At 36.1% G+C, this 12,962-nt stretch carries 14 protein-coding genes; 8 read left to right on the plus strand and 6 right to left on the minus strand.

The window, feature by feature from the left end; genetic code table 11:
- The 3 genes from T368_RS15025 to T368_RS0109470 form a co-directional block, all read right to left on the minus strand.
- On the minus strand, positions 1–882 hold an 882-nt coding region (locus T368_RS15025), incomplete at its 3' end, for a restriction endonuclease subunit S (RefSeq protein WP_080695802.1).
- A gap of 12 nt (positions 883–894) precedes the next feature.
- Complete coding sequence (locus T368_RS15630) at positions 895–1,077, minus strand: hypothetical protein (protein WP_138160950.1); 183 nt, start codon at positions 1,075–1,077, stop codon at positions 895–897.
- 44 nt (positions 1,078–1,121) lie between these two features.
- A complete protein-coding gene (locus tag T368_RS0109470; RefSeq protein ID WP_004087518.1) occupies positions 1,122–2,327 on the minus strand; it encodes an argininosuccinate synthase in 1,206 nt (401 codons plus the stop codon).
- A 264-nt stretch (positions 2,328–2,591) separates the two neighbouring features.
- Between T368_RS0109470 and bioD the strand changes: the two genes are divergently transcribed.
- The 4 genes from bioD (at position 2,592) to lspA (ending at position 5,642) form a co-directional block, all read left to right on the plus strand.
- Positions 2,592–3,203, plus strand: a complete 612-nt coding sequence (gene bioD / locus T368_RS0109475; RefSeq protein WP_004087519.1) for a dethiobiotin synthase — start codon at positions 2,592–2,594, stop codon at positions 3,201–3,203.
- A gap of 160 nt (positions 3,204–3,363) precedes the next feature.
- A complete protein-coding gene (locus T368_RS0109480; RefSeq protein ID WP_004087522.1) occupies positions 3,364–4,245 on the plus strand; it encodes a polyprenyl synthetase family protein in 882 nt (293 codons plus the stop codon).
- 26 nt (positions 4,246–4,271) lie between these two features.
- Positions 4,272–4,985, plus strand: coding sequence for a hypothetical protein (locus T368_RS0109485; protein WP_004087524.1), 714 nt, complete (start codon positions 4,272–4,274; stop codon positions 4,983–4,985).
- Between the two features lie 177 nt (positions 4,986–5,162).
- Positions 5,163–5,642: a signal peptidase II gene (gene lspA, locus T368_RS0109490; RefSeq protein ID WP_004087528.1), complete on the plus strand. Its 480-nt coding sequence runs from the start codon at positions 5,163–5,165 to the stop codon at positions 5,640–5,642.
- Here the strand turns inward: lspA and T368_RS0109495 are convergent, their stop codons facing one another.
- The gene (locus T368_RS0109495) at positions 5,643–6,830 is read right to left on the minus strand and encodes a sugar transporter (RefSeq protein WP_004087530.1); all 1,188 of its coding nucleotides are present in this window, start codon (positions 6,828–6,830) and stop codon (positions 5,643–5,645) included. It lies immediately after the preceding gene.
- Positions 6,831–7,043: 213 nt separating this feature from the next.
- Here T368_RS0109495 and pseI point away from each other — a divergent pair, with 213 nt between their 5' ends.
- Positions 7,044–8,126 carry a pseudaminic acid synthase gene (gene pseI / locus T368_RS0109500; RefSeq protein WP_004087532.1) on the plus strand — a complete coding sequence of 361 codons (1,083 nt, stop codon included), beginning with the start codon at positions 7,044–7,046 and terminating at the stop codon, positions 8,124–8,126.
- A gap of 169 nt (positions 8,127–8,295) precedes the next feature.
- Complete coding sequence (locus T368_RS0109505; RefSeq protein ID WP_034567500.1) at positions 8,296–8,988, plus strand: SIR2 family NAD-dependent protein deacylase; 693 nt, start codon at positions 8,296–8,298, stop codon at positions 8,986–8,988.
- 156 nt (positions 8,989–9,144) lie between these two features.
- Here the strand turns inward: T368_RS0109505 and T368_RS0109510 are convergent, their stop codons facing one another.
- Positions 9,145–10,065 carry a DMT family transporter gene (locus tag T368_RS0109510; RefSeq protein ID WP_004087543.1) on the minus strand — a complete coding sequence of 307 codons (921 nt, stop codon included), beginning with the start codon at positions 10,063–10,065 and terminating at the stop codon, positions 9,145–9,147.
- A gap of 203 nt (positions 10,066–10,268) precedes the next feature.
- Here T368_RS0109510 and mqnF point away from each other — a divergent pair, with 203 nt between their 5' ends.
- On the plus strand, positions 10,269–11,501 hold the full coding sequence (gene mqnF / locus T368_RS0109520; protein WP_080628867.1) for an aminofutalosine deaminase family hydrolase: 1,233 nt from the start codon (positions 10,269–10,271) through the stop codon (positions 11,499–11,501).
- Positions 11,502–11,667: 166 nt separating this feature from the next.
- Here the strand turns inward: mqnF and T368_RS14655 are convergent, their stop codons facing one another.
- Complete coding sequence (locus tag T368_RS14655) at positions 11,668–12,477, minus strand: hypothetical protein (RefSeq protein WP_004087546.1); 810 nt, start codon at positions 12,475–12,477, stop codon at positions 11,668–11,670.
- Positions 12,478–12,691: 214 nt separating this feature from the next.
- Between T368_RS14655 and T368_RS0109530 the strand changes: the two genes are divergently transcribed.
- On the plus strand, positions 12,692–12,962 hold a 271-nt coding region (locus T368_RS0109530; protein ID WP_027338453.1), incomplete at its 3' end, for a hypothetical protein.

Consider the following 12,962-nt stretch of genomic DNA (forward strand, 5'->3'; position numbering starts at 1 on the left):
TAAGTATTTTGAATATTTGTTTTTGTCATTCTCATCGAGATAAACTAAATTGTGATTTTCTACAAAACCATTTTTAAAATTTGTTGTTCTAACAACTGGTATCCCAATCTTTTTATACTCTTCACTCTTAAAAGCAAATCCATTTTTTATTTGACACACTTCACTTAAAGGTTTTTCTTCCCATTCATTGCGCTTTGGATTGTCTATAAAGTAATGGCGAAAAAGGGTAAGGGCTAGAGATTCTAAAGTTTTGTTTTGCCTATGGAGTAAATCTATCTTATCATCAAAGCTACTTAGAATCTCTGCTATTTTTTGTTGTGTGGTAAGTGGTGGGAGCGGAAATCTGTATTCTCCAATTAATTTTGGAGAGGTATGCTTTACGGAAGTTCCTGTTGCAGAATTGACTATGAAAGCTTGATAATTTTTAGTTCTTAGCAACCAATAAATAAAATCTTTACAAATATCACTTCTCAAAAATAGAAGTAATCCAATTCTTTGGTTATGCAAATAAATATGTTCTGAATCCTTAGGGATTTTTGCGGAATATCCCAGCGTATCTCCATCTTTGCTTAAATCTGTCATAGTTACAATTATATCGCCTGTGCTAAAGATAAAACTTTTTGGAATTTCTCCGTTAAAATATTTGAATTTTTGACTTTTAAAACCACCCCCTATGTGAAAATTTCCCGGTGTAACCAAAACATTTGGTGTATGCTCTGTGGTTATATTTTTTCCTGCAAAAGCGTATCCGTGTTTAACATCAACTATTTCCCCAAGCCTTACTTCCTGCCATTGCTCTTTATGGAGAGATTGTAGAAAGGGTTGTAAAGAGAGAGATTCTAAAGGTAAATCTAAGCTAGATTCTGTATTACAAGATTCCATTATTGCACTCCATTATGTTTGTTGTTTGATACTATTTTCCTTGTCATTTTGAGCGTTAGCGAAAAATCTAGATTCCATTGTAGATACTTCGCTACGCTCAGTATGACAAGGGGGAGAGTCGGTATGACAAGAATAATCAGTATGGCAGGAGGGCAAGGCTTTTGTATGACAAGTGCAAGATTCTAAAGATTGCATTACATTATGCCACTCTTATTTCATATTTCAAGCAAGGTAGCCTACTACCCCCTACTTTTCCCAGCAATGATAAAACGCAAAGCATTGAGTTTAATAAACCCTGCGGCGTCCTTTTGATTATATACAGAATCTTCCTCAAAGGTGCTGTATGCGGCGTTAAAGAGTGAGTTTTTAGACTCTCTTCCTACAACAATCACATTGCCTTTATACAGCTTCAAAGACACCACGCCACTCACACGCTCTTGTGTCTTATCAATCAATGCTTGAAGTGCCTCTCGCTCCGGGCTAAACCAATAGCCATTATAAATGAGCTCTGCATACTTTGGCATTATAGAATCTTTTAAATGTGCCTCTTCCCTATCAAGACACAAAGATTCTATCGCACGATGAGCTTTTAAATATATTGTGCCACCGGGTGTTTCATAACACCCACGAGATTTCATACCCACATAGCGATTTTCTACCAAATCAAGCCGCCCTATGCCGTGTTTGCCCCCTAGCTCATTGAGCTTCGCCCAGAATCTTGCCGGGCTTAATCTCTCTCCATTAATCGCCACGCCATCACCCTTTTCAAACTCAAGCTTGATAGATTCAGGTTCATTTGGTGCGTTCATCGGTGAGACACTCCAACGCCACATATCCTCTTCAGGCTCAGCATTTGGATCTTCTAGAATCTGCCCTTCATAGCTGATATGAAGCAGGTTTGCGTCCATTGAGTATGGCGATTTATTAGGCTTTTTCTCAATGCTAATACCAGCAGATTCTGCATAGGCTAAAAGCTTTTCACGGCTGTTTAAGTCCCACTCACGCCAAGGGGCGATGACTTTTATATCAGGATTTAACGCATACGCTCCAAGCTCAAATCGCACTTGATCATTGCCCTTGCCCGTTGCGCCGTGTGCTATTGCGTCCGCTCCAACGGCTTTTGCTATCTCTACAAGCCTTTTTGCAATCAAAGGTCGCGCGATACTTGTGCCTAGCAGATACTCGCCCTCATAAATGGTGTTCGCGCGAAACATAGGGAATACAAAATCCTTGATAAACTCTTCTCTCAAGTCCTCAATGAAAATATTCTCACTCTTAATGCCAAGCTTCAACGCCTTAGCCCTTGCGGGTTCTACTTCCTCGCCCTGTCCAATGTCTGCGGTGAAAGTTACCACCTCGCAGTTGTAGTTATCCCCAAGCCACTTTAAAATCACGCTTGTATCAAGCCCACCGCTGTATGCCAAAACGACTTTTTTAATTGCCATGTTACTTTCCTTTAAAAATCGTAAAATTGAGATTCCAAAACGAACTGATATTTTAGCTTTAAATTATGGAATACTAGTTTATTAAATCTCTATATGTTGTCAAAAAAATAATCTTGACTAGAATGATAGCCTAGTTTTGATTTGCAATAGAGCTAAAATCAAGGTTTTTTACATTTTATGTCTAGACATGGCAATCTGTTTATATGTTTTAGAGAATATTTGCTACACTCCCATGTGAGAATACTTCAAAGTTAAAGGGATAGTATGCAAATTTATATAAGTGGGATACATACTGATGTTGGTAAAACACATGTGAGTACTGCTTTTTGTGCGAGTTTTAACTACGCATATTTTAAGCTTATACAAGCAGGCACACCAAGAGATTGTGAAGTCGTGCAGCGTTTTAGCCCTAATACAGAAGTTTTGGGTGAGGGTGTTTGTCTTAAAACACCGGCTTCACCGCATATTGCTAAATTGCATGAGAATGTGCAATATAAGGGCTTAGATATTGCATTACCAACAAGGGATAATGTGGTAATTGAGCTTGCAGGTGGCTTATTTTCCCCACTTGATGAGTATAGTTGTATGTTAGATTATATGCAAAATCACAAGCGACCAACGATTTTAGTTGGTAAATATTATCTTGGGGCAATAAATCATATTATCTTAAGCATTAATGCCTTGAAACAGCGTGATATAGAGATTCTCTGCCTTGTTATGAATGGCTCTATTGACTTGAATGTTGATAAGTTTATTTATGAATATACAGGCATTAATATTATACATTTAGATACATTTGATACTACGGACTTCACACAAAGGATTCTAAACTTTAAACATGCTATGCAGCCTTATCTTGTAGGGAATGGTTTGTAGAATTAAGATGGACACATAATTTTGCAAGTCTATATCTTAATATAATAACCCATAACATGTGATTTTGTGTTAGATTGCTTTGATTTATAACACCACATAGAATCCATATCCAAAACCCACGCTTTCATGCTAAAATTACAAAAAATTTAAAGGTGTCAATATGTCATTTTTTAAACAAACTTGCAATGAGTTTGAATCTTATCTGCATGATAATCAACCAGAAATATCAGGCTTTCATCCGCATTTTGAAAAGGCGTTTTGGGAGATGGTCCTAAATGGAGGCAAAAGATTTCGTCCTAATTTATTGCTTAGTGTTGTGTGTGCGGAGGCAAAAGAACAAGCAAAAAATGCGTTTGATGTGTGCCTTAGCATTGAGTGTTTGCATACCTACTCACTCATACATGATGACCTGCCTGCTATGGATAATGCGGCGTTGCGGCGAAATCACCCCACGCTTCATTGCAAATACGATGAGGTAAGTGCTATCCTTATAGGCGATGGGCTTAATACTTATAGCTTTTATTTGCTTGCAAACGCACATTTTGCCCCAAGCGTTGTTGCAGAGCTTATCTCATGCTTGGCTGAAAATGGCGGTATTGGCGGTATGGTGCTGGGTCAAGCCCTTGATTGTTATTTCGAGCATACGACCCTGCCGCTTGATAAATTGCAATTCATACATACACATAAAACTGCTAAACTCATCGCTGCAAGTCTAAAGATGGGGGCAATTATTGCGAATTTATCGCTTGATATGCAAAAATTTCTCTATGATTTTGGGCTAGTTTTGGGGCTTTATTTTCAAATACGAGATGACATTATAGATTCCATACAAGATGAAAGCATATCAGGCAAAACCGCAAATAATGATACCAATAAGAATAGCTATGTGAATCTTATGGGGCTAAATGGGGCAAAAAACGCCTTGAAAGAACATGGCGATTTATTGCAAAAAGATTTAGAAAAGTTGCAAACATTAGGCTATGATAGGTTGTATGCAAATTTAAATGAGCTTTTAGAATCTTATCTAAAGCCGCTTGATTAAAACTTAGCCATAAAAAAGGACGTGAAATGCATGAGCAATTTAAACAAAATATCGCAAAAATCGATGCACTTGCTATAAACTTTTATGAAAAAGATGTAATCCGTAGCGCATACTATAATCATTTAAATAACATTCCCATAGCAAACCACGCTTTATCGCTATTAAAGCAACATGGCATTACTTTTTTTAATGGTGAAATGCGTATTAATAATGATAGAGAAGAGCGTAAAAAGCTGTATAAAAGGCGGGAAAATAGGACAATAAATATTAACACTAGCAATACTTATCAAAATAGCTTTTTAGATAAAAATAAGCCAAATGCCAATGTTTTAGAAAAAATGTTAGCAGAAGCAGAAGTAACGCATAATGAAACTAAAAAGTTAATTGAAGATTGCATAAGGCTTACAAATGAGTGTTTTACTAAAGGCGAGAGATCATATAGCATGACACTAAATATGATTGAAACGCTAGATTCACACACGCAGACAAGTATGCAGGCATTATCTAACTTCGTGCAACCTTTTTTGAATCTTTTCACAGGATTACAACCACAAGCCCAGAAAGAAATCCTAGAAAAAAGTAATGTTCTTATAGCAAAAATAGCACAAGCAAAGGATACAAGTGCTGCTTTATGTATCAAGCTATCCACAATAAAAGCCCATAAAGACATGCCAAAAGAACAAGATTTTATACAATACTTAGAAAACACGATAGATAAGTTTGATAAATATGTGGAATGAAATGCTGTGTAGCATTGAGTTTAGAATCTAGAATTTGCTTTTGATTAAATGTAGATAAGCAATGGATAAAACATAGATTCTAAATCTCACAAATACAAACCAACTAGTCCTAAAAGACATATTTATATCATTTTGCTACAATGCCGCTTTTATTTTAGATTCACATAAGGTTTTAATATGTCAAAGCAAATACGACACTTTAGCATACTTTTTCTTTTCCTTGTAGCCCTAGACCAAGCTATAAAATACATAATGATTTACATCGCACAGCCACAAAGTTTGCATGATTTTGTAATGATTGCTGATATGCCGATAATTTCTATCGCTCTTGTCTTTAACACAGGTGTTGCTTTCTCATTTTTTACATGGCTTGGGGAATGGCTAAAATACATACAAGTAGGTCTTATAGCCCTTATTGTTGGAATCTTATTCGCACAAAAAGATCTTTTTAAACAGCATTATATCGCTTTTTCACTCATGCTTGCAGGTGGGACTTCAAATATACTTGATAGGTTTTTACATGGCGGTGTTGTGGATTATATCTATTGGCATTATAAGTTTGACTTTCCTATATTTAATTTTGCTGATATTATCATTGATTGCGGTATTGCCCTTTTTATCTTGCAAACCTTACTTTTACATAAAAAGAAAAAATAGCTACACTCGCCTAAACTTCCTAAACACTTTCGCAAAGCCCATAGCACTCATAAAATACAACGCCGCAAAAGCACATATCCCACTTGCCACAAAGCCAATAGATTCTATCCCAAAATGCGTATATGCCAAGCCGCCAATCAACGCCCCACTGCCTATACCGACATTAAAAATACCCGAATAAATACTCATTGCCACCGCCGTAGCATTTGGCACAGCAGCAATCACTTGCGATTGAAAAATCACACCAAAAAGCATAAAGCACAGCCCCCACACCGCACAAAGTAGCGTAGTAGCCACACTAGATTCACTCACAACATACAACAAAAGCATACTAAAGCCCAAGCCAAAAAGGCTAAGACGCACAAAGGCTAAATGAAATCTCTCATAGAATCTCGCAAATAGCACACTGCCAACCACACCCATAAGCCCAAACAAACACAAGATAAAAGTAACAGAATTAGCCCTAAACCCCGCCACATTCTCCAAAAATGGCTCAATATAAGTATATGCACTAAAATGTCCGCTCACAAATACAAGCGTGAGAAAGCAAATCTTCATAAATGCCTTGTTATGCAGAAGTGTAGGAAGCGTTTTTAGCGAAATGTTTTGTGTATTTGGCATAGTAGGAAACACCCGCCAGAAAGCAATGCCAACACACAACGCCACAAGTCCAATACACAAAAAGCTCACCCGCCAATCCACATACAGCCCTATCATACGCCCAAGCGGCAGCCCCACAATCATAGCAAGAGAACTCCCCGTAATCACAAAGCCCAATGCACTGCTTTGCTTACCCTTTGGGGCAGCACGCACTGCCATAACAGAGGCGATAGACCAAAAGAGCGCGTGAGAGAGAGCTACGCCTATACGAGAGGCTACAAGCATAATGAAATTTTGTGCTAAAGCAGAGATGAAATGACTAAGCACAAATACAGCGATGACGCCTAGCATAAGGGATTTAAGATTGCTTTGTGCAAAATAGAGCATAAGCGGCAAAGACGCAAGGGCTACCACCCACGCATAGATAGTTAGCATTACTCCAACTTCAGAATCACTCATAGAAAAGTCATTGCCAATCGCACCTAAAAGCCCAATGGGTATAAACTCCGAAGTATTAAAGATAAACGCACCAAAAGTAACGCACAAAACAGGCAACCAAGCAAAAATGCTAGATTTCTTATGAGACATACTTGACCTTAAAAATATAAAATGAAAATGTTTTATAGCATAAATTTGTGTGCTTTATTGTCATTTTATTGTAAGTTTATAATGTAGCAAACCGAATGTTACGATATAGACATATGAGCGATACAAAGAGATTCTAAAAACACAAGCACAAATCACAAGAACTTAAAAATTTTTACTTACAATACTAAATAGAATCTGTTATATGGAGATTATATGCAAACACCATTTATTATCGCAGAGCTTAGTGCAAATCATAACCAAAGCCTAGAGGTCGCCCTAAAAAGTGTAGAAGCCATCGCAAAAACAGGTGCAAATGCAATAAAGGTGCAGACCTATAAGCCAAGCTGCCTTACCCTGCCTTATAAAAATGAGTATTTTAGGATTAATGATGGATTGTGGAAAGATTCATATTTATGGGAGCTTTATGAAGACGCACAAATGCCATGGGAGTGGCATAAAGAGATTTTTAGCCTAGCACATACTTTAGGTTTAGAATCTTTTAGCACACCTTTTAGTGTGGAAGGGGTGGAGTTTTTGGAAAATCTAAACTGCCCTATCTATAAAATCGCAAGCTTTGAAGTCATGCACACCCCGCTTTTAAAGGCAGTAGCAGCGACAAAAAAGCCCGTGATCCTTTCACTTGGAATAGCAAATGATGATGAGATAAAACGTGCCCTAGAGATTCTAAAAGATAATGAATCTATCACACTTCTTTATTGCATATCTGCATATCCTGCCACATTGAGTGATGCAAAACTCACAAACATTCAAGCGATAAAAGAGCAATGGAAGCACTATAATGTAAAGGTTGGCTTATCTGATCATACACTAGGCATTAGTGTGCCACTGATGGCGACACTCTGTGGTGTGAGTGTGATTGAAAAGCATTTTATTTTAGATAAGAATCTAGGTGGTGTAGATAGTGCATTTAGCCTTGATGTGAATGAATTTAGCCTTATGGTAAATAGCGTGCGTGAAATTTGTGAGTTAGCAAAAGATTTTTATGATACAGATTCTAACTTGTATGATAAAGAGAAGGGATTGCTACCGATTGTAAAAAAGCATTCTTGTATAGAATCTCATATAGATTCTAAAGAAAAAAAAGGGCGAAACTTTGGGCGTAGCCTTTTTGTCTCAAAAGATGTTAAGGCTGGAGAGATAATAAGCCTTGAGAATATTGCATGTGTGAGACCTTGTTTTGGCATGTCGCCATTAAAGCTAGATTCCATACTTGGCAAAACTTTTAGTAAAGACATAAAAGGGGGCATGCCGCTTTTAGAATCTTATATTGAGTAAAAACAAATATGGGTTGTAGGGATTAGATTCTAAATGTCTTGTTGCATTAAGCGTAATGAAGCATTGAGTATAGAAAAAAGTTTTTACTTTATCTCAAAATAATAAGAAAATAGAACTCAACTTTTTATTAAGGCAAAAGGGGTAATAATTGAAAGATTCTAAACGAGTAATGATATTTAGCGGGGCTGGGCTTAGTGCAGAGAGTGGATTAAGGACTTTTAGGGATAATGATGGCTTATGGGAAGAGTTTGACATTATGGAAGTATGTAGTGCAAACGGCTTTGCTAAAGACAGGCAAAAAGTGTTAGATTTCTATGATAAAAGGCGGATTCAGTTAGGGCAAGTCGCCCCAAATGCCGCACATAAGATGATAGCAAATCTTAAGGCAAAATATCCAAAAGAAATAGTCGTTATCACACAAAATGTAGATGACTTGTTGGAGCGAGCTGGGTGTAAAGATGTCATTCACTTACATGGTTTTTTACCTGAAGTGCGTTGTGAATTATGTGAGGCTATCACAAACATTGGCTATCAAGCTATGCCAAAACTTATATGTGAATCTTGTGGGGAAGAATCTTTGCGGCATAATATTGTAATGTTTAGCGAATATGCCCCAAACTATGTCTTGTTAGCTAGAGAACTAGAGAGATTAAATGCGACTGAAAATAGCTTATTTGTGTGTATTGGCACAAGTGGAGAAGTGCTAAATGTCGCACAATTTAGTCAATACGCAAAAAAGAGTGTGTTAAATAACTTAGAATCTAGCTGGTTTGATGAGTGTTTCAATATGTGTTTTATAGAATCTGCTGTGAGTGCCGCCCCTAAGATTGAGAAACTTGTGAGAGAGTTTATAGAATGTTAGAGATTAGATTCTAAATCTAACAATCTCATCATATTAATGCAGTGAGACACCTACTATAAAATCCAAATTCCACACCTTAAATACCAACTTCACAACAAAACAGAGTGTTACTATTTTTTACATTAAAGATAAAATACATAAAGCACCACTCAAAGTCTAAGGTTTTAGACTCTTGTTTTTATACTTTTTATAGTCTTGTAAAAATACAGGCATAGCGATCAAAACACCAGATACAATAATGAGTGTAATGCCACTTAATGTCATCATATTTGGCAGAGAATCTCCAAGCATTACTCCAAAAATCACACCCCATACAATACGCATATAATCAAGCGGCGATATAAGCCCAGCAGGGGCTAGTATGAAAGCCCTTGTTAGAAACATTTGCCCTAAAGTCCCAAGTATCCCTAAGATGAGAATACCTATCCACTCACGCGTATTTGGCATACTAAAGCCAGATAAATGTGGAATCTCAATAAACATAAACACCCCGCCAACAACAGCCATAGTGATAGCAAAGCCCATAATCATACTTGATTCATTAAAATATTCTTTCAAATCCTTTAAACTCATATAGGCTAATGCCATCATGATTCCATTAATAATACCTGCGATAATATTATCAATCCCTAGACTTTCAGTGCGTATATCACAGATACAAATCACCCCGATAAAGCCCACCAAAGTGGCTAATATAATAGGTAATCTCACACGCTCTTTTGTAAAAAGCAGTGTAAATAGCACAATATAAATAGGCATAGTCTGTGCAAAGGCTGAAGCAGTCCCAAGCGAGATAGTAGCGATATTATAAAACATAGCAAGCATAGCTAAACCACCTGTAAGAGAACGCATAAGCAGTCTAAAATAGCCGCCTTTTTTGCGTGGTTTAGAATCTGGATTAAAAGGTGGATAAAAACACCACCAAATACCTATGCAAACCACCGTGAAAACATGACGAAAAAATATAAGCTCCATAGAAGACATGGAATCTAAAAGCTTAACACACGCATTCATTAAAGAAAAAGTAAGTGAAGCAGCAAACATGAATAAAATGCCGCTCATAGCACTTTGACGCATAATAGTCCTTATATAAACAAAGCCCTAATTATAGCAAATATAGCTAAAGATTAGATTCTGTCTTTCAATACTCTTTAGCTTGTTTCCTACAAGATAATCTCATGGAATTTACATGTATTGCATAAAGATTGTTAAAATTAGTATGCAAAAAATCTATATGCTGTTAAGAAAGAATACTTATTGCTATAATACAAAAGATTCTAATGTTTAAAATAATAAGGACAGATATGAAACTCATAGGCACAAGCATAATGCTCCCTTGCGATGAAGTATGGGAGGTTGTAGAACATGGTGGTATTATCATTGATTCTGGTATGATTAAAGAAGTTGGCGATTTTAATTCCTTGAGACAAAAATATAGTAATTGCGATTTTGTATTTTATAAAAATCATGTTATGCTACCAGCTTTTATTAACTCTCATATACATTTTGAATTTAGCAAGAATGATACAAGTTTTTGCTATGGGGATTTTGATGTATGGCTTGATAGTGTTATGGCAAATCGCGGTGAAGTCCTAAAGCATAATACACAGGCAATGCAGCAGGCAATAAAGACACAAAAGCGTAGCGGTGTGGGCAGTGTCTGTGCGATCAGTAGCTATGATTTAGATTTAGAGTTATTGCTAGATTCTAAACTCAAAGTGATTTATTGCCATGAAGTGTTAGGGGCAATGGAGAGTGATTTCACACAACAAGCCCTAAATATCTCAAATCGCCTTGAAAAGACTTTGTCTTTAAAAAATGCTACATTTACCCCCGCATTAGCCCTACATGCGCCATATTCTATAAATCCAAAAATAGCACATTATGTGGTTGAGCTTGCCATGCGTTATAACCTTTTGCTTTCAACACATTTTTTAGAATCTAGACAAGAGTTAGAATGGCTTAGCGAGAATGCGGGGTATTTTAAGGAATTTTATGCGAAGAATTTTCAGGTAAAAGATGCAAAAGCACATTTTAGCATAGATAGCTTTTTAGATTTACTAAGTGATATAAACACGCTTTTTGTGCATTGCTTACATGCAGATTCTAATCTTAAAGAAAGGCTATTAAAGCAAGGCTCTATTATCTCTTGCCCTAGGTCTAATCTCTTATTGCAGGGCAAAATGGGGTTAAATCATATCATTGCTACTGATGGTAAAAGCTCAAATGCTGATGTTGATATTTTAGAAGAGCTTCGTTACGCACTTTTTGCTACACTTAGTCAAGATAAAGCCCAAGATATAGAATCTTTAAGCAAGGATTTAATCTATGCTATCACGCGTAATAGCGCAAAAGCACTAGGCTTAAATAATGGCAGTCTTAAAGCTGGAAAATGTGCTGATATTGTGCTATTTAAATTACCATTTAGCCGCCTTGATAATATCGCTCAAAGCTTTATCTTGCATACAAAACAAGCCGCAAGATTGCTTGTAAATGGGAATGATGTTTTATGATAATGCTTTAATAATATTGCGTGGTTTATATGTTTATCGTATTGTGTCTTTGAAAAGAGTAGAGAATATTTTTTAGATTCTATACTTTAAAGATTTTTCGCTACGCTCAAAATGACAAAAAAGTAGAAACTATTCTAAGCTATGTATATCGATATAGAATCTTATCTTAATAAGTAAGTTTTGCCAATTTATACTGCTTACTACATTCAACGATTTTTCCATGAAATCTTGCCATAATTTGTGCTAATGGCATATCACCATATAAATCACTTGCCCTATAAAGATTCTGTGTTAAAAAATTCTGCATTGAGTGATAATCATCAAAAAGCAAACCGCAATGCCCAAGTAAGCGTTGTGTATAGCTATCAACCACCATTTCTTCTCTTTTTAACGCATAGTTTAAAATACTTGATGCACTCTCAAGCCCAATGCCTTTTTGAGATAAAAGCCACTCTTTTGTAACATGCAGTGAGAAATTATGAAAAGTTTCAAAATCCTTTATAATATTTTTCGCTAGGGCGATTAAACGCGTTGCTTTTTGCTGATAGAATCCAGAGATTCTAATAAGGGGCATAATATCTTGTGGTAAAAGATTTGCAAGTTGCTTGAGTATCAAATCTTGATAATGTGGTTGGGCGATTTGTGTGAGTTGTGGATTAGGATAATTGCTATATAGCTGTATATCATCATTTGGGGTTTTTGTAAGATTATTATAAAAAAACATGTAGAGGTTGCTAAGGCTAGTGGCAGCATATTCATACCTTGTGTTTTGTCCCAGAATAGCGGCAAAACAAAGGCTTAAATCCGCCTGTATCTGTGCTGCCCCACTTATCTCAATGCCATTTTCTACACGCAAAGACAAGAAGCTAGGCCACCACCAACTTTGCTTATCTCCGACATTATAATGTTGGCGTAAAATCACAAGCAAGTCAAATCCATCATTAATCTCTATATTTTGTAGAAAATGTGGTAGCATAGTGTTTCCTTTTTTATTTTCTGTGTTTATTGTATGAGTATTATACTAAGCTTTGTGTGAGAATGTATATACCAGTTTTTGTGTAGTGCAATCTCAATGTGAGTTAAAATGAATGGTTGATAAAATGTTGTAATACAAGGATATAGAGATTATTTTTTATGCTATAATACCCCACACTTCACAAAAAACCACAAATTAACACAAAAGGATACACATGGGATTACGAAAACTTATAAGAAAAACTTCTTGGTATAAAAACTATCAAGCAAAGAAAGAATCAAAAATGAGTGATGAAGAATACTTCATATACAGACATAAAAAAATCTTTGGCTATACACCAGACTTTAAAAATCCACAAACCTTTAATGAAAAAATCATTCATAGAATCTTATTTGATAGGAATCCAATATACACAGCCCTAGCAGATAAACTCAAAGCTAGAATCTATATAGCAACAATATTAAAAGACTTTAATGCTAACAATA

Origin of the sequence: Helicobacter bilis ATCC 51630 (genome assembly GCF_000686565.1) — a bacterium.
Taxonomy (GTDB): domain Bacteria; phylum Campylobacterota; class Campylobacteria; order Campylobacterales; family Helicobacteraceae; genus Helicobacter_A; species Helicobacter_A bilis.

Coding starts and splice junctions, on each gene's coding strand:
- pseI (WP_004087532.1), top strand. CDS start 7,044: ATGCAAACACCATTTATTATCGCAGAGCTTAGTGCAAATCATAACCAA.
- T368_RS0109480 (WP_004087522.1), top strand. CDS start 3,364: ATGTCATTTTTTAAACAAACTTGCAATGAGTTTGAATCTTATCTGCAT.
- T368_RS0109470 (WP_004087518.1), bottom strand. CDS start 2,327: ATGGCAATTAAAAAAGTCGTTTTGGCATACAGCGGTGGGCTTGATACA.
- T368_RS0109495 (WP_004087530.1), bottom strand. CDS start 6,830: ATGTCTCATAAGAAATCTAGCATTTTTGCTTGGTTGCCTGTTTTGTGC.
- T368_RS15630 (WP_138160950.1), bottom strand. CDS start 1,077: ATGCAATCTTTAGAATCTTGCACTTGTCATACAAAAGCCTTGCCCTCC.
- T368_RS0109510 (WP_004087543.1), bottom strand. CDS start 10,065: ATGCGTCAAAGTGCTATGAGCGGCATTTTATTCATGTTTGCTGCTTCA.
- T368_RS0109485 (WP_004087524.1), top strand. CDS start 4,272: ATGCATGAGCAATTTAAACAAAATATCGCAAAAATCGATGCACTTGCT.
- T368_RS0109505 (WP_034567500.1), top strand. CDS start 8,296: ATGATATTTAGCGGGGCTGGGCTTAGTGCAGAGAGTGGATTAAGGACT.
- mqnF (WP_080628867.1), top strand. CDS start 10,269: ATGTTTAAAATAATAAGGACAGATATGAAACTCATAGGCACAAGCATA.
- T368_RS14655 (WP_004087546.1), bottom strand. CDS start 12,477: ATGCTACCACATTTTCTACAAAATATAGAGATTAATGATGGATTTGAC.
- lspA (WP_004087528.1), top strand. CDS start 5,163: ATGTCAAAGCAAATACGACACTTTAGCATACTTTTTCTTTTCCTTGTA.
- bioD (WP_004087519.1), top strand. CDS start 2,592: ATGCAAATTTATATAAGTGGGATACATACTGATGTTGGTAAAACACAT.